Raw genomic sequence first — 16,007 nt, forward strand, 5'->3', positions numbered from 1 at the left:
GGGTTGCTCTCCGTCTCTGGTCGTCTTGTCGTTTACGGCTCGGCCGCGACCTGCCAGGTCCCGGCGTCGACGGCACTGACAGCATAGCCCGCGACGTTGGCATCGCTGAGCGCTTCGATGTTGAGCGCCACGGTGTCGGCAGAACGCAGGCGATCGGGCAGGTTGCGGATCAGCTGCGCAAATTTCTTCGCCTCGTCCTGCGCCTCGGCCATGCTGACCGCCTTGAAGCGGAACGCCGTTCCCGCTGAGGTCTGCGCGAGACGGCCGACGTCGGCCGTGATCACGGTCGCGATCTTCGGGTAGCCGCCGGAGGTGCCGCGATCCATCATCAGCGCGATCGGCGCGCCGTTGCCGGGCACCTGGATGCTGCCGTTGACCGTGCCGTCGGAGACGATGTTGTGGCCGTGCAGATGCTTGATCGCGGGACCTTCCAGCCGGTAGCCCATGCGATCGGAGGTCGCCGAGATCTTCCACTCGCTGTCGAGGAACAGCGCCTTTTTGGCGTCGTCGAACTCGTCGTCCTGCGGACCCAGCAGGACGCGGATCGGACCGCTCGACGGCTTCGGGAGTTCGATGCGCTGTTCCGGTGCACCGCTTGCGGCATCGACGCTGAATTCGTCGTCGGCCTGCAGCGGGCGCGGGTAGGGGCTGCCGAGACCGGCACGGGCGTTGACTGCGAGACTGCCGAACACCGGCTCGCCCTTGATCCCGCCTTCGATCGCCAGATAGGTGAACGCACCGCCGCGAGCAAAACCCAGCGTCAGCGTCTCGCCGTCTTTCAACGTCACCGATGTGTCCGTGGCGACCGGACTGCCGGCGATGTCCGCATTGCGCGGCGCGCCTGAGATCGCGACGCGCACGGCACCGTCGCGCGCGGTGAACGCGGCGCCGAACGGGCCGACCTCGACAGCGGCTGCGAACGGTTCGTTGCCGACAAGCGTGTTCGCCGCCGCGAGCGACAGGCGGTCCATCGCTCCGCTGACCGTCAGGCCATAGCGTTGCGCGCCATGGCGTCCGCCGTCCTGGACCGAGCTTGCCGGCCCGATGCTGGCGATCACGAGCCGGCTCATGCCACCACCTGCTCGGCAATGATCTCGCCGGCCTCGGCAGCGCGGTCCTGTTCCTCGAATGTCTTGTGGTCGATCGCGAAAAACGTCACGCGATCGCCGGGTTCGGTGAGGAAGGTCGGATTGCGGTGGAGCTGATAGGTCCGCACCGGCGTGCGGCCGAGCAGGTGCCAGCCGCTCGGGGCCGCCAGGCACTGGATTCCGGCCTGGATGCCGCCGATCGAGATCGTGCCGGCAGGCGTCAGCAGCCGTGGATTCTGCCGCCGCGACATCTGCAGGGATTTGTCGAGGCCGCTGAGATAGGACCAGCCCGGCGTGAAGCCGATCATGGCAACCTTGTAGTCGCCGGCGACGTGGCGCGCGACGATGTCGTCGGGTGTGGTGTTCAGCGCCTTCGCGACGTCCTCGAGGTCGATGCCGTGCTCGCCGCCATAGGCGACGGGAATTCGCCATCGGCGGGCCTTGGTGGCCGGCGGCAGCGGCTGGCTGGCGAGCGCGAGCAGCTTTTCGCCAAGTTCATCAAAGCCGATCTTGCCGGGATCGTAATGCACCAGCAGCGAGCGATAGGTCGGCACGGACTCGGTGATGCCATCGATCGGACTCGCAGCGAGCGCCTTGTCGAGCGCCAGCACGCGCTGGTTGGCGTCGTCGTCGATGGTACGGCTGAACTCGACCGTGACGGCGCTGTCGCCACTGGGCAGCAGGCGGGGCGGGGGAAGCGTCGCGGACATGGGCTGTCGAAATCGGGCTTCTGGAGATACGCGGGCTCGGCCTTGAGCTCCGCTTGTCCCTGCTTCGCGTAAATGCGCCCGCAAGTCCAATAAATTAATGCAGGGGGAGGCGATAAACCCTTGTTATCGCGACGCATAACTGCGCTGCGGCCCTGCATGATTGGTATCCTATTGGCCCTTGACGCAAGGCCCGCACCCCGCAAGATGCGCGCGTTCTTTCCCGCCCATCCGGAGCTCGTCTGTTTCCATGTCGCTGTCCCCCGAAGCCCGCAAGACCCTCGCCGGCATCACCACTGCCACCATCACCACGGTCCTGCTGAAGAAGGGCCTGCGCAACATCTGGATGCGCGGCGCGCGTCCGCTGCGTCCGGGTCTGCCGCGCCTGGTGGGACCGGCCTTCACGCTGCGCTTCGTGCCGGCGCGGGAGGATCTGGCGACGCCGGAGTCATGGTCGTCGCCGATCTCGACCCGCACCGCGATCGAGGCAATGCCGGAGGGCTGCATCGCCGTGGTCGACGCCATGGGCATCACCGACGCCGGCATCTTTGGCGACATCCTATGCGCGCGCATGATGAAGCGCGGCGTCACCGCACTCGTCACCGACGGTGTCGTGCGTGACGTCGAGGGCGTGCTCGGCACCAACCTGCCGGTCTGGTGCGACGGCTATGCCGCGCCGCCGTCAGTCGCCGGTCTGACCTTCGTCGGCTGGGGCGAGCCGATCGGCTGCGGCGGCGTTGCGGTGTTCCCGAACGACATCGTTGTTGCCGACCAGGACGGCTGCGTGCTGATCCCGCAGGCGATGCTCGAACAAGTGCTCAACGAGGGTGTCGAGCAGGAGCGGATGGAAGCTTGGATCGTCAACGAGGTGAACAATGGCGCGGTGCTCCCGGGCCTCTATCCCATGAACGCCGAGACCAAGGCGCGCTACGCAGCAAGCAAGAAGTAATCGGGAAAGAAGCGAGGTAATCCCAATGGAGATCACTGTTGCAGGCACGCGGCTGACCCGCCGCGCGCCCAAGGAAAATTTCACCGGCACCGTCTGGCAGGACCCGGTGATCATGGCGCCCGCGCCGGCACGGCTGAACTGCTCGCGTGTCTCGTTCGAGCCTGGCGCACGCACCAACTGGCATCATCATCCGCTCGGGCAGACCCTCTACGTCATCTCCGGTGTCGGCCGCGTTCAGACCAAAGGCGGGCCCGTCAGGGAGATCCGTCCCGGCGACACCGTCTGGATTCCGCCGGGTGAGGTGCACTGGCACGGCGGATCGCCGACCAACGGCATGTGCCATATCGCCATGCAAGAAGCGCTCGACGGCGTCTACTCGACGTGGCTGGAGCCGGTGAGCGACGCGGAGTATGGGGCCGCGTTGGGCTAGCTCTCGTGCCCCGGACAAGACGCATCGCCCCGCGGCGATGCGTCGCCGATCCGGGGCCCAAAACTTTTGACGGCATCAGGACTGCTGAGTCCCGGCTCTGCGCAGCAACGCTTCTCGTCGCTGCTTGTCCGGGGCACGACACCTTACATCCGCTCGGCGGTCCACGTTCCCGTGCACATGCTGCCGCGCCACGTGCCGGAGCCGGAGGTGCCGCTGAGGCGGCCGAAGCCGACGGCGCGCTTGATGCCCGTGCTCAAGGTGACATTGATGCTGCCGGCATCCGCGACGCGGCCCGACGCCGTCACCATTGCGCTGCTCGAGGCGATCTGACCGTTGTTGATGCCGATGGCGACGGTCGAGCCGTTGCCGCAGGTCTCGCTCGATGACGAGATGCGGACATTCCATGCGCCGTCGAATGTGCTGGCGCTGGCCTGCGCGGCCGGCAACGCGATGACTATGATTGTGGCGAAGAGAGCCTTGCGAAATCCGTTCATGACACGCCCCTAGGGTTGATCATGCGGGGATCGTGTCACGGACGCGGAACCGGCGATGTGAGGGCTGTCACGCGCGCGACGGGCTCTGTGATGTCGCGCACATCCCGGAAATCGAGGGGCAAAAGCAAAAGGGCCCGCATTGCGGGCCCTTTGTCTCGGTCAGAGTGTCGCGGGAAGTCAGTTCACCCGCGTCCAGGTCTGGCCGCCGCAGAACATGCCGCCGAAGGCGCAGCCCTGCACGCGCAGGCGATCGGTGCCCTTCAGCGCGATGGTTGAATCGTAGGTCGAGCCGGAGTTCGGATCGAGGATCCGGCCGGACCATTTTGGGTCCTTGTTCTGGTCCTTGCCGGGCTTCATATTGATCAGAACCTGCTCGCCATTCTGGTTCGATTTCGAATCGACCGAGTAGCCGCAGAGATTGCTGCCGCATTGCTCGATGCGGACCTTGCCTTCCTTCTCCTCGGTGAGCCAGACGCCGAGCGGTGAATTGAGGTCGCGCGTGGCCGCGGTTGCGGGAGCCGGCGGCGCGACGGCGGCCGACTGAACGGGAGCAGGCGCCGGGACGGGAGGCGGAGATGGCGCCGGCGGCGCGACTGCGACCATCGGGGCAGCACTTGGGGTCGGCTGAGGCGGCGGCACAAGCGCCTCTTCGGCCGGAGCCTTGTTAGCCGTGGTGGCCGGAGGCGCTGGCGGGGCAGGAGGCGCCACGGCCACGGGGGCTTGGACGGGAGCTTGGACAGGGGCCTGCTCGGCCGCCGGCGGCGCCGTGACAGGTGTTGGGGCCGGCGCCGGATCGGCAGGCGGCTGCGGATCAGCCTTGGCCTGTTGCGGTGCCTGCGGGTCCGCTTTGGGAGCCCCCTTGGCATCGTTCTTGGCTTTCTTCGCCTTGCCCTGGCCGGTGTTGTCGTAGACGCCGGGGATTTGCACCGTGCCGCGGTCGGGATCAATGCGGATGGTGCGCCCGCCATAGTCGAAGGTGTACTGCGCCTGCGCAGCGGTGCTCGCCAAAAGGAATGCGGCCGTGGCCAACAGCTTCCTCATTTCGCATCTCCTGAAACAGGTGGTCCCCGCACCGACGCTTACGCCCCGGTTCGATCGCAAAAAGTGATCTAGATCACTGTCACCGTATGAGTCGTGGCTTCTGCGTTTCGGGTTCAATAACACCGGAGCCGGTCCAAAGTTTGGCCGGCACAAGCGACAGGAGGACGCGGCCCTAATCGAACCAGGCGGCGTAGATCTTCTTGTAGCTGCCGTCCTGCATCGAAATATGCAGCCATTGATCGACGAAGGCCTTCAGCGCCATGTCGCGCTGGAGCCAATAGGCCTTCTCGGAAAAATCGAACGGCTTGTCGGGATGCACCGCGCAGAGCACGCCTTGATGCTGCTTCTGCTGGTAGCGCGTCTCCGAGGCGTCGGTCATCATCAGGTCGGCATTGCCCTTGGCGATCTCGTCGAAGATCACGGTATTGTCCGGGAAGACGGTGATGTCGGCGTCCTTGATGTTGGCACGCGCGAAGCGCTCGTTGGTGCCGCCGGGATTGACGATCACGCGGGTGCCCTTCTTGTCGATGTCGGTGATGCTCTGGTATTTGCCGACATCGGCACAGCGCGCGATCGGCGTCTTGCCCTCGCGCATGATCGGCGTGGAGAAGAAGCCCTTCTTCTGCCGGTCGAGCGTGACCGAGACGCCGCCCATGGCGATGTCGAACTGATCGGCCTCGAAATCCTTCATCAGCTTCGGCCAGGCCGTCGGCACGAATTCGACCTTGACGCCGAGCGCCTTGCCGAGTGCCTCCGCCATGTCGACATCGAAGCCACTGAATTGCTGCGTCGTCTTGTCGAGATAGGTGAAGGGCTTGTAGTCGCCGGTCATGCCGACGCGCAAAGTGCCGCGCTTGACTATCTCGTCGAGGCGGGACGGCGCCGTCTGCTGTGCGTGGGCCGAAAGGTTTGCCAGCAGGACCACGGCCAAAGTCGCCAGAATTCGAATGGTCATTCGAACGATCATCTCTTTTCCACCCATGTCCAAGCTGTCATTGTGCAGCTCTCGAGGCCTGTCTTGAGGCCTGGATTTAGACCAGATGCCCGTCTCTGGCGAGGCGGAATTGAAGGGAATTTTGAAGTGACGATCTCAATGTATGACGCCTCGGTCGGACTCTTCGTGCCGTATCTGCGCAACCTCTCCGCACTGCTCGACAAGGGCGTTGCCTATGCCGAGGCCCGGAAGTTCAACCCGGCCGTCCTGCTCGGCATGCGCATGGCGCCCGACATGTACGATCTGGCGCAACAGATCGGCGAGGCCTGTCGCCACGCCACGGTCGCCGCGGCCTTGCTCGCCGACCGCGAGCCGGTGGCGCTGCCGGTGCTGGAGCACGACATGGCCGGGCTCCAGGCCCGCATCGCGACGTCAATCGAGTTCATCGAAAGCCTGCCGCGCGCAGAGATCAATGCTGCGGCGGAGCGGAATGTCTTCTTCAGGCTGAAGAACGGGACCGAGTTGCCCTTCACCGGGCGGACGCTGCTGCTGACCTTCAGCGTTCCGCAGTTCTTCTTTCACGTCACGACCGCCTACGACCTGTTGCGGCACGCAGGCGTCGAGCTCGTGAAGAAGGATTATCTCGGACGACGATAAGCCGAACCGGCATCCACTTCGCGCGAGAGCGCGCTAGGCTTCGCCCTTGCGCTCGTAATCGGCGAGCGAGCTGCGGCCGGCGATCTCGCTGCGCAGCTCTTCGAAGCGCCGATGCGCCTCGTCCTCATGCGCGTCGACGAAATGCACCGCGGCTTCGCCGGTCATCGGGCCGCTGACCACGGGCACGGACTGCTCGCCGATGGTCTCGTGGACGTAGAACTGGCCGTCATCGCCGCGATGGACCGTCCATTTCAGACGGATCGCCACCATCGGCCCGGGGCCGACCTTGCTGTAGCCGTCGGCGTCGGCGTGCTCCGGCACCAGCGGCTGCTCCTCGACCACCGGATGCTCGTCGACCATCGGGTGCTCGTCCGCGACCCCATGCTCACCAGCAACCACCATTTCAGTCACGGTGACAGTCTCGGTCTCGCGCACAGTCTCGGTCTCGCGCACGACGAGGACGGGTTCAGGATGCTCCAGGATGCTGGCGATGGTCGCCAACGCGTGGTCGGTCGGGTCGATCTCTGACAAGGGTCCATCCTCCAGCTCGACGCGGCCGGCAAGTCTGTCCCACTGCCGCCGCGGCCGGACCTATTACGCGGGTTTGATTAAGGCTGAGTGAGGGCTCGATCTGCACCAAAATGGGACTCATTCTGGCGTTCCGAAGGCGGGGGGCAGCCGCCCGCCCAGGAGAACCGACTAGCCCGGAGATGCGCTCAGCCCAGAACATCCTGATTGATGATGTTCTGCCGGATAGGATCGCCGTCCAGCACACTCAGGATGTTGCGCGCGGTCTGCTCGCTCATCCGGCTCACCGCCTCGACCGTCACGCCGGCGACGTGGGGAGCCATGATGACGTTGGGCAGCGCGAACAGCGCGTTGCTGACCGGTGGCGGCTCCACCTCGAACACGTCGATGCCGGCACCGGCGAGCTTGCCCGAGACCAGCGCGTCGTACAGCGCCGCCTCCTTCACGATGCCGCCGCGTGCGGTGTTGATGAGGTGGGATTTCGGCTTCATCCGGCCGATCCGCGCCGCATCGAACAGGCCGACTGTCTCCGGCGTCTTCGGGCAGTGGATGGTGACGAAATCGGCGTGAGGCAGCGCGGCATCGAGATCGGCGACCGGCTCGCAGCCTGCTGCCTTGATCTCTGCGGCTGCCTTGTAGGGATCATAGACCTGCACATTCATGTCCATCGCCAGGCAGCGCTTGGCGGTGCGGGTGCCGATGCGGCCGAAGCCGATGATGAGGACGGTCTTGCCGTAGAGATCGAACGGCAACATGCCGAGACGGTCCGCCCATTTGCCGTCTTTCACGCAGGCGTGCATCTCCTGCGCGCGTTTTGCCAGTGTCAGCATCATGAACAGCGCCTGTTCGGCGACCGAGGGCGAGTTCGCGCTGCCGGCGACCATCAGCGGCACCTTGCGGCGGGAGAGGGCGGGGACGTCGACGGCGTCGTAACCGACGCCGATCCGGGTCACCACCTTCATGTCCTTCGAGGCTTCGAGCTCGGTCTCGCCGAAAGCGGTGGCGCCGAGCGCCACGCCATGGACCGGCGCGTGGCTCTTCAGCAAGGCCTCGAAATCCCTGGCGGAGATCAGGTTCGGAAACTCGATGAGCTCGATATCATCTCGCTGGGTGAGGAGGGCGCGCGCCCCTTGCGACAAAGTTTGCGTGACAAAAATCTTCTTCTTGTTGGTCGACATCGTCCCTACCTGCGCGAGTTTCTTGGCCGGCCGTCACAATACGGCGCCGGTCGCCTCGTTTAGCAGGTGCATATTGTTGAGGTCCATCGCCAAACGCATGGGTGCTCCGTCCTTGGCGCCCGCATTGGGATCGACACGGCCGCAGACGGGCGTGCCTTCCAGTCCGAAATAGACCAGCGTCTCCATTCCCATCGGCTCGGTGACATCAAGCACGGTGTCGAAGGTCTCGACACCCGGCTCGAGATGCGCATGCGATTCCGTGAGATGTTCGGGACGGATGCCGAGCAACAGGTTTTCAGATCGGGGCAGCGCGCTGTAACGGGCGGCGCGGGCCGGCGGCAACGGGAATGAGATGCGATCCGTCAGGCGGACGTTGAGCTTGCCGCCAACGTCCTCGAGACGGCACGGAATGAAGTTCATCGCCGGCGAGCCAATGAAGCCCGCGACGAAGCGCGTCGCCGGCTTGTGGTAGAGCTCGTTCGGGGTGCCGATCTGCTCGATCCGACCCTTGTTCATCACCACGACGCGATCAGCCAGCGTCATCGCCTCGACCTGGTCGTGGGTGACGTAGACCGTCGTGGTGCGCACTTTCTGGTGCACCTTCTTGATCTCGATCCGCATCTGCACGCGCAGCTTGGCGTCGAGATTGGACAGCGGTTCGTCGAACAGGAAGACCTTTGGGTTGCGCACGATGGCCCGCCCCATGGCGACGCGCTGGCGCTGGCCGCCGGAGAGCTGCTTCGGCTTGCGGTCGATCAGGTCGGTGATGTCGAGGAGGCGGGCGGCTTCCGTCACCCGCGCCTTGATCTCGGCCTTGGGATAGTGCTTGAGCCGCAGCCCGAACGACATGTTCTCCGCGACCGTCATATGCGGGTAGAGCGCGTAGTTCTGGAACACCATCGCGATGTCGCGATCCTTCGGCGGCACGTCGTTGACGACGTCCCCGCCGATCATGATGTCGCCGTCGGTGATGTCCTCGAGTCCCGCGATCATCCGCAAGGTCGTCGACTTGCCGCAGCCGGAGGGGCCGACGAGCACGATGAACTCATGGTCTGAGATGTCGAGATCGATGCCGCGCACCGCCTCGACGTCGTCGTAACGCTTGACCACCTTCCGCAACGCAACCTCAGCCATAAGACATCAACCCTTTGTGGCGCCGGCGGTCAGGCCGGCAATGTAATAGTCCATCAGGAAGGCGTAGATGACCAGCGGCGGGGCAGCGCCAAGCAGCGCGCCGGTCATGATCTGCCCCCAGTTGAAGACGTCGCCCTTGATCAGCGTGGTGGTGATGCCGACCGGCAGCACGAGCTGGTCGATGGATGTCGTGAACACCAGCGGATAGAGGAACTGCGCCCAGGACACGGTGAAGGCGAAGATGGTCGCTGCGATCAGGCCAGGAAGGGCAACGGGAATGAAAATCCGCGTCAGGGTCTGGAGCCAGGAGGCGCCGTCGATGAGAGCCGCCTCGTCCAGCTCCTTCGGGATCGAGGCGAAATAACCGATCATGATCCAGGTGCAGAACGGCACGGTCAGCGTCGGATAGATGAACACCAGCACGTACCAGCGGTTGAGAAGGGTGATGCCGGTGACGTCCTGGACCACCGCGAGCATCTTGAACAAGGGAATGAACAGGAGGCTGTCCGGGATCAGATAGGTGAGAAAGACGCCGGTCGCGAGCGTCGCCGAGCCCCAGAACTTCATCCGCGCCAATGCAAACGCCGCCGGAATGCTGATCAGCATCGTCACGATCACGACCACGATCGAGATCATTGACGAATTCCAGAAGAATCGCAGGAACTGGTTCGAGGTCAGTAGCTCGACATAGTTCGAGAGGGTCGGATGAAATACCCACCACGGATTGGTGGCGGCCGAGATCTCCGCGCTGCTTTTGAGCGAAGTGATCAGCATGTAGATCGGCGGGATCAGGAAGAAGATCGCAAATAGCACCAGGAAAAAGTAGGACCAGCGCAGCGCCCAGGTGCGGTCGCGGCTCATGCTTCGAAGCTTGACCTTGCGTGTCGGTCCCGCCTTGTCGATTGCGAGCGTGCTCATCAGGCTTCGTTCCCACGTTTGTTGACATCGCGCAGGATGAAGACCGCTGCGACGGCGAGGATCGGCACCATGAACAGCGAGACGCAGGCGCCGAGCGGAATGTCGCTGCTCTGGATGCCGACCTGGAACGCCCAGGTGGCGAACAAATGCGTCCGGTCCAGCGGACCGCCGGAGGTGAGGATGCGCACGATGTCGAAATTGGCGAAAGTGACGATCAGCGAGAACAGCGTGGTGATGGCGATGATGTTGCGCATCATCGGCAAGGTGATGTGCCAGATCTTCTGCCACCAATTGGCGCCGTCGATCGCTGCGGCTTCGTAGAGCTGGTCGGGTACGGATTTCAGCGCGGCCAGGTACATGATCAGGAAGAACGGCGCGCCATACCAGACGTTGACCAGGATGACGGAGAAGCGCGCCCAGAAGGTGTCACCGAGCCACGGGATCGGACCGATGCCGAAGAACGACAGCGTATAGTTGAAGGCGCTGTAGGAGGGATCGAACAGCCACAGCCATGCCAGCGTGCTCATCGCCGGTGGGATCACCCAAGGCACCAGCAGCATGCCGCGCCATTTACGTTGCTTCTTGCCGGGAATGTTGTGGACGAAATGCGCGACGATGAAGCCGATCAGCGCCTTGAAGACCACGGCGGTAATCGCAAAAATGCAGGACTGTCTCACCACCATCCAGAACGTTTCGCGCTTGAACAGGAAGGTGAAGTTGCTGAGACCGACGAACTTCGTCATCGCCTTGTTCAGCGTCGCCAGGTAGACCGAATAGAAGGCGGGATAGAGCACGAGCAGGGCGATCAGGAGGATCAGCGGCAGCGTCAGGAAGAACGCGACGGTCGATTTCCGTCCCATTGCATTGCGCAGGCTCGCCCGTTTGCGCGGGCTCGCAGCTCGAGCGGGACGGCCTTGCTCAACGACGACATCGGCCATGACGTTAGCCTCTTTTGCAGGACACGTAGCAGGACATGTAGGACGGCGAAGCCGGCGCAGCCGTCGGCTTCATTCGGCAAGCGGATCGAGCGAGTGTGCCTCGGCGGCTCACGCGCGAAGCGTGAACCGCCATGGCACATACCCGGCTCAGGTTCGCATGAAGCCTTCGCACTCGCCTTCGGCCCAGGCGAGCGCGGTTTCCAACTTCTCTCCTTGCGCAAAGCGCAGCGCCATCTTGGTCAGCGTCGCCTGGAAGTAGATCTGCTGGGCGATCTTCGGCGGCGCCGGAGACGCGGCGATCGACATCGTCTGCTGCTTGTACGGATCCGGATAGTGGAAGAGCGTGCCCTTCGGCGGCCCTTCCTCGGCCCAGGTCTTGAACTTCGTCATGTTCGCGTAGGCCGGCAGATCGTACCCGCCGCTCGCCGCGACGAACTTCTCGATCGCCGCCGGCGAGGACAGGTGAACAAGCAAGCTCTTGGCCGCTTCCTTGTTTTTGCCAAAGGCCCAGACGCCCCAGAAGTACGGCAGGAAGGGCGCAAAACGTCCCTTCGGACCGGACGGGAAGCCGTGCGTCCAGCACTGTTCGGCGACTTGCGGTGCGTCGCGCTTGGCGACCGCCCAGGCACTCGGCGGATTCAGGATCATCGCCCCGCGGCCCGAGATCAGCCATTTGTTGTTGGAGGCATCGTCCCAGGACGGCGCGTCGGTGGGCAGGACGGCGATCAGCTTCTTGTAGAATTCGAGCGCCTGCCGCACTGCATCGGTCTTGACGGTGATATCGCCCTTGGCGTTGACGAGCTCGGCGCCGAACGACTGGAAGATCGCGCCGGCGGTGTCGACGCTGTCGGTGGTCTCGCCGAGACCGATGCCGAAGGGGAAGCCGGCCTTGTGGCAGGCCTCGGCCGCCTTCAGGAACGTCTCCATGGTCCAGTTGTCTGCTTTTGGCGGAGCGCCGACTGGATACATCTCCTGCACGTCGATGCCGGCGTGTTTCTTCATGAGATCTATGCGGGAGCAGGGGCCCTTGATCTGGCTTCCCGGCGTCGCGGGCACTGCGAGCCATTTGCCGCCCGACCGCCCGAGATATTTGACGGTGTCGTTCACCTCGCCGTTCTGCTTGATGAGCGGCTCCATGACGTCGTTGAGCGGTTCGAGATTCTCGGAATAGGCGTGCGGCCACCAGCTCGGCATCTGGAGAATGTCGTGACCGGACTTGGCCTGGGCTTCGGCCGCTGCCGTCAGCTCGATCTTCTTGTTGTTGCTGGTGATGTAGTCGATCGAGACTTCGACCTTCTCCTTCTCGCCCCATTCCTTGACGAGCGCGGTGGAGGCATCGTTGGCGCCGGGCACCCAGTGGTCCCAGAAGCCGATCGAGAGCTTGCCGGCGGCGTAAGCGCCTCGGACATAGGGCGCCGTGATCAGCGCCGCGGAGGACATTGCAGTGGCAGCCACAAATTGACGTCGCGTCAGTGTCTTGCGTGACATCTCGTTTCCTCGCTTGGGTGTTTTATTGTTCTGGCGTTCCTCTGAACTCTTCCGAGTTCTGCTTTTGATTTTCTTTTCGAAAGTTTCTTGTTCGACGTTTCTTGTTGATGCCGTCGGCTTCGAAGGCAAATTGGTAGCGCGATCAGATCATGATTGATTGCGTCTGTCGAGAAAAACCGAACGGCTTGCGCCTAGAACTAACGTTGTGTCCGGGAACGCGGCAGCGCCCTCGACCTCATGCGCGGACCATGAACCACGGCCGGTTGTTTTGCGACGCACACTTGGCGCTGGCGCACCCGACCGACATGTGCGCAATTACGCCGCAGTTTCCAAGGAGCCTGCATAAGCACCTCGCGGCAAACACTTTTCGGGCGTGGATAGCATTTGTCGGCGCCTAGACCTCGAAGCGGTGAAAACGATAGAGTTGCAGCTGGCGGGTGGTTCTCATCCCCACGAGCCTAATCAGATCGAGATGGAGACCAGAATGATCAACCCGGCGCCGCCCGCGCGGCTTTACCTGCGACGATGGTTCGCGCTGGGGTCCGTTTTCGTGTTGCTGCTCGGCGCAGCCGCGGTGGCGAACGCTCAAGGCCTGGTCAAAGGGGTTCAGGAAGGAGCGGCGGCCGGGAACAAGGCGGCGGGTCCGGTCGGCGGTGTGCTCGGCGGCGCGATCGGCGGTGTGGTCGGTGTGTTCACCGGCGTGCTCGGCGTTGGCAATAATGGCAATCAGGCGCCTGCCGCCAGAGATCCGAGCAAGGATGCAAGCAAGGATGCGGCCAAGGACGCCAAGCAGGGCGCCGGCAAGGACAAAGATGCCAAGAGCGCCAAGGCGGGCAAGGGCGCCAAGGCGAGCAAGGAGGCGAAGAACGCGCCGCAGGACAAGGATGTCACGGTCCTCACCCAGACCGGCGCGCCGCAATTGACCGCCGACCAGATCGTCACCAACAGCGACTCCTATATCGAGCGGATCAAGACCGAGCTGAACCTCACGCCCGAGCAGGAGAAGCACTGGTACGGTTTCTCGAGCGCCATGCACTACCTCGGGCATAACGGTGCCGAGCGGCTCAACCTGCGGGTTGCGCGCGCCAAGCGGGATCCTCCCGACGACATCGTCGAGCAGATGCGCAACGAGGCCCAATTCCTGATCGACCGCGCTGCCGACCAGCGCAATGTCGCCGACGCCGCCGAGCCCCTCTATTCGAGCCTCGATGACAAACAAAAGCAGGTGTTCGTGCAGGAGATGGTGCGGCTCAGCCACGAACGAGGATTGGATTGATCAAGTGGAATCGGATCGGGCGCGTCGAATTAACGGACCCCGCCACGAATTCGTGAATGCTCTTCGCAATTCGGTTATGATTAGCTTGGGAAGCTGATGGGCGGGGTTGATATGGCGGACGGACTCTCCGTTTTCCTGGTCGAAGACGAGACGTTGATCCGGATGATGATGACGGACATGGTGGAGGAACTCGGCCACCACGTCATCGCGGAAGCGGATAATGTTCGGGACGCCAGCGCTTTCGCCATGACCGCGCAGTACGATCTTGCGATCCTCGACATCAATCTCAAGGGCCTCTACGTCGATCCGGTCGCCGATCTGATCGAGCGTCGCGGGAAGCCGTTTTTGTTCGCCACGGGCTACGGTCCGGAGCTGCTGCCGTCCTTGCTCAGGCGCCGGCCGATCCTGCGCAAGCCGATTTCGATCGATCAGCTCAAGGCGATGATCGATTCGATGTTTCCGGAAGCGGCAGCGAAGACGCCGAACTGAGACCAAAATGAAAATGGCCGCCCATCAGGGGCGGCCATTTCGCGACGGAATTCGTCGCGGCTTCACATCAGGCCGGCGCCGAGATCGATGCCGCGCGCCATTAGGCCGAACGAGGCGACCAGGCCCGTGCAGCAAAACAGCAAGATGGTCTTGAACGAAGAAAACGAAGAATCAGCCAAACGCGTTTCGCTGGTGGCCGGCATCGCGGCGATCGAAATCATGCTCATGTTCATTCCCCCCTTTGTTGCCCCTGAATTGGATCAGGTGGGGAACTCCTAGAGCAAAAAGTTTGACGCGAGCTTTCGAGGGATCGTTAACGAAATCGCAATCGATACCGCATTTTCGGGCACTGAAGTGCGATCACGCGTTTCAGTGGCGCCCGTTCTTCAGCACCGTGGCGATGGTGTGGGCCGTCATGGCGGCGCGGTCCGAAGCGCGCTGGGCTGCGAGGCGGTCACGCGCCTTTTCCTCGATCAAGAGCTCGATCAGGGCCAGCCGCTTGCCCTCGTCGTCCGCCTCGAGCAGCAGGCGGTGATAGCGGTGATAGTCGAAACCCAGATCCTGCTTACGCATGTTACGCCCCCGCAACTACGCCACACACAAGCTAGGATTGTTTCTCATCCGGGACGTGCGCGCAAGCACGATCCCGCGTCGCGCGCGCGTGCCGCGCAATCAGCTGTGCATGACTGGAACGCGCGGACGGAGGCGCGCGCCGTTTAAGGCTGGTTGTGCTCCGCGAACATCGTCAGGCCGAGGAAACTCGCATCAGGTTTCGTGACCAGTCTGGTCGGGATGTCGCGCAGATAGTCCTGGAAGCGTCCCTTGGCTTCGAAGCGCGCCCGGAATGCGGAGGCTGCAAGGAAGTCGGGAAAGCGCGGCACGATTCCGCCGGCGATATAAACGCCGCCGCGTGCGCCGAAGGTCACCGCGAGATTGCCCGCGACCGAGCCGAGGATGGCGCAAAACATCTCCAGCGTCTTGCGGCTGAGCTCGCAACTGCCTTCCAGGGCGGCCTTCGTGATGGCAGCAGCATCGCGATGCGGCACCTGAGCGCCTTCCACCTCGGCCAGCGCCTCGTACAGGCTTTGCAGGCCGGAACCGGACAACGCGCCGCGCTCGATGGAGACATGGCCGAGGCGTCGGCGCAAGCACGCGATCACGCGTTCCTCGCGCTCGTCCTCCGCCGGCAGGGTCGCGTGGCCCGCCTCGGTGACGACGGCCAGCCGTGAGCCGTGGCGCTCGACCAGGCAGGACACGCCAAAGCCGGTTCCGGGTCCGACCACCAGCAACGGCTCTCCGGGAAGGCCATCCTGTCCGCCGAGCGGGATCAGGTCGGCGGGCTGCAGGGCGGGCAGGGACCAGGCCACCACCTCGAAATCGTTAAGAACATGGACGCTGTCGAAGCCGAGGGCCGGCTGAAGCTCGTTGCCGTCGATGACCCATGGGCTGTTGGTCATGACGCAGCGGTTGTTGGTCACCGGTCCTGCGACGGCCAGCACGGCCCTTGGGGGCGGTTGGCCGTGGCAGCGACGCGCGAGAACATCGGCAATGGCTTCCCGGACGGTCGGGAAGTCTGCCACTTTGACGTAGTCGATCGGTCCGGTCTGATCGCCCTGACTGAGCGCGAAGCGCGCATTGGTGCCGCCGATATCGGCGAGAAGAATCTGTCCTGTCTTGCCGATGGTCATGTGCGTATGGCTGCCGCAGCCTTTCCGGCTGCGGGAACCGCTTCCTCCGCTCTATCCGATCGCAAGACGC

At 63.7% G+C, this 16,007-nt stretch carries 19 protein-coding genes; 5 read left to right on the forward strand and 14 right to left on the reverse strand.

Annotation, left to right across the window (positions count from 1 at the left end; translation table 11 throughout):
• Positions 1-32: 32 nt before the first annotated feature.
• A complete protein-coding gene (locus AB3L03_RS37295; RefSeq protein WP_368508019.1) occupies positions 33-1,070 on the reverse strand; it encodes a biotin-dependent carboxyltransferase family protein in 1,038 nt (345 codons plus the stop codon).
• Positions 1,067-1,798, reverse strand: a complete 732-nt coding sequence (pxpB, locus tag AB3L03_RS37300; protein WP_085353084.1) for a 5-oxoprolinase subunit PxpB — start codon at positions 1,796-1,798, stop codon at positions 1,067-1,069. The genes AB3L03_RS37295 and pxpB overlap by 4 nt, the downstream gene beginning before the upstream one ends.
• A gap of 247 nt (positions 1,799-2,045) precedes the next feature.
• Between pxpB and AB3L03_RS37305 the strand changes: the two genes are divergently transcribed.
• Positions 2,046-2,744 (forward strand): ribonuclease activity regulator RraA, encoded by a 699-nt coding sequence (locus AB3L03_RS37305; protein WP_018457910.1) that lies wholly within the window; start codon positions 2,046-2,048, stop codon positions 2,742-2,744.
• Between the two features lie 25 nt (positions 2,745-2,769).
• Complete coding sequence (locus AB3L03_RS37310) at positions 2,770-3,174, forward strand: cupin domain-containing protein (protein ID WP_018457909.1); 405 nt, start codon at positions 2,770-2,772, stop codon at positions 3,172-3,174.
• A 143-nt stretch (positions 3,175-3,317) separates the two neighbouring features.
• Here the strand turns inward: AB3L03_RS37310 and AB3L03_RS37315 are convergent, their stop codons facing one another.
• From AB3L03_RS37315 to AB3L03_RS37325, 3 genes are all read right to left on the reverse strand, one after another.
• The gene (locus tag AB3L03_RS37315; RefSeq protein ID WP_007590916.1) at positions 3,318-3,668 is read right to left on the reverse strand and encodes a hypothetical protein; all 351 of its coding nucleotides are present in this window, start codon (positions 3,666-3,668) and stop codon (positions 3,318-3,320) included.
• 177 nt (positions 3,669-3,845) lie between these two features.
• On the reverse strand, positions 3,846-4,709 hold the full coding sequence (locus tag AB3L03_RS37320) for a DUF2147 domain-containing protein (protein WP_368508020.1): 864 nt from the start codon (positions 4,707-4,709) through the stop codon (positions 3,846-3,848).
• Between the two features lie 172 nt (positions 4,710-4,881).
• Complete coding sequence (locus tag AB3L03_RS37325) at positions 4,882-5,664, reverse strand: transporter substrate-binding domain-containing protein (protein ID WP_018457907.1); 783 nt, start codon at positions 5,662-5,664, stop codon at positions 4,882-4,884.
• 138 nt (positions 5,665-5,802) lie between these two features.
• Between AB3L03_RS37325 and AB3L03_RS37330 the strand changes: the two genes are divergently transcribed.
• Positions 5,803-6,300 (forward strand): DUF1993 family protein, encoded by a 498-nt coding sequence (locus AB3L03_RS37330; RefSeq protein WP_018457906.1) that lies wholly within the window; start codon positions 5,803-5,805, stop codon positions 6,298-6,300.
• A gap of 33 nt (positions 6,301-6,333) precedes the next feature.
• Here the strand turns inward: AB3L03_RS37330 and AB3L03_RS37335 are convergent, their stop codons facing one another.
• The 6 genes from AB3L03_RS37335 to AB3L03_RS37360 all read right to left on the reverse strand — a co-directional run bounded on the left by AB3L03_RS37335 (position 6,334) and on the right by AB3L03_RS37360 (position 12,484).
• Positions 6,334-6,831 carry a hypothetical protein gene (locus AB3L03_RS37335; RefSeq protein WP_085385225.1) on the reverse strand — a complete coding sequence of 166 codons (498 nt, stop codon included), beginning with the start codon at positions 6,829-6,831 and terminating at the stop codon, positions 6,334-6,336.
• 185 nt (positions 6,832-7,016) lie between these two features.
• On the reverse strand, positions 7,017-8,006 hold the full coding sequence (locus AB3L03_RS37340) for a hydroxyacid dehydrogenase (RefSeq protein ID WP_368508021.1): 990 nt from the start codon (positions 8,004-8,006) through the stop codon (positions 7,017-7,019).
• Positions 8,007-8,039: 33 nt separating this feature from the next.
• Complete coding sequence (locus tag AB3L03_RS37345; RefSeq protein WP_247336700.1) at positions 8,040-9,140, reverse strand: ABC transporter ATP-binding protein; 1,101 nt, start codon at positions 9,138-9,140, stop codon at positions 8,040-8,042.
• Positions 9,141-9,146: 6 nt separating this feature from the next.
• Complete coding sequence (locus AB3L03_RS37350) at positions 9,147-10,058, reverse strand: carbohydrate ABC transporter permease (RefSeq protein WP_018457902.1); 912 nt, start codon at positions 10,056-10,058, stop codon at positions 9,147-9,149.
• Positions 10,058-10,996 (reverse strand): carbohydrate ABC transporter permease, encoded by a 939-nt coding sequence (locus AB3L03_RS37355; RefSeq protein WP_007590928.1) that lies wholly within the window; start codon positions 10,994-10,996, stop codon positions 10,058-10,060. Before AB3L03_RS37355 ends, AB3L03_RS37350 begins: the two co-directional genes overlap by 1 nt.
• 147 nt (positions 10,997-11,143) lie before the next feature.
• Positions 11,144-12,484: an ABC transporter substrate-binding protein gene (locus AB3L03_RS37360; RefSeq protein WP_026233460.1), complete on the reverse strand. Its 1,341-nt coding sequence runs from the start codon at positions 12,482-12,484 to the stop codon at positions 11,144-11,146.
• 484 nt (positions 12,485-12,968) lie between these two features.
• Between AB3L03_RS37360 and AB3L03_RS37365 the strand changes: the two genes are divergently transcribed.
• Together AB3L03_RS37365 and AB3L03_RS37370 are read left to right on the forward strand one after the other, a co-directional pair.
• A complete protein-coding gene (locus AB3L03_RS37365; RefSeq protein ID WP_018457899.1) occupies positions 12,969-13,760 on the forward strand; it encodes a Spy/CpxP family protein refolding chaperone in 792 nt (263 codons plus the stop codon).
• Positions 13,761-13,871: 111 nt separating this feature from the next.
• Positions 13,872-14,249 carry a response regulator gene (locus AB3L03_RS37370; RefSeq protein WP_026233459.1) on the forward strand — a complete coding sequence of 126 codons (378 nt, stop codon included), beginning with the start codon at positions 13,872-13,874 and terminating at the stop codon, positions 14,247-14,249.
• Between the two features lie 62 nt (positions 14,250-14,311).
• Here AB3L03_RS37370 and AB3L03_RS37375 read toward each other — a convergent pair whose 3' ends face one another.
• From AB3L03_RS37375 to glk, 3 genes are all read right to left on the reverse strand, one after another.
• Positions 14,312-14,476 carry a hypothetical protein gene (locus AB3L03_RS37375; protein ID WP_162847220.1) on the reverse strand — a complete coding sequence of 55 codons (165 nt, stop codon included), beginning with the start codon at positions 14,474-14,476 and terminating at the stop codon, positions 14,312-14,314.
• 142 nt (positions 14,477-14,618) lie between these two features.
• Positions 14,619-14,822 (reverse strand): hypothetical protein, encoded by a 204-nt coding sequence (locus AB3L03_RS37380; protein ID WP_018457896.1) that lies wholly within the window; start codon positions 14,820-14,822, stop codon positions 14,619-14,621.
• 143 nt (positions 14,823-14,965) lie between these two features.
• A complete protein-coding gene (gene glk, locus AB3L03_RS37385) occupies positions 14,966-15,937 on the reverse strand; it encodes a glucokinase (RefSeq protein ID WP_204511248.1) in 972 nt (323 codons plus the stop codon).
• Positions 15,938-16,007: the final 70 nt, after the last annotated feature.

The sequence above is a fragment of the Bradyrhizobium lupini genome (assembly GCF_040939785.1).
GTDB lineage: Bacteria > Pseudomonadota > Alphaproteobacteria > Rhizobiales > Xanthobacteraceae > Bradyrhizobium > Bradyrhizobium canariense_D.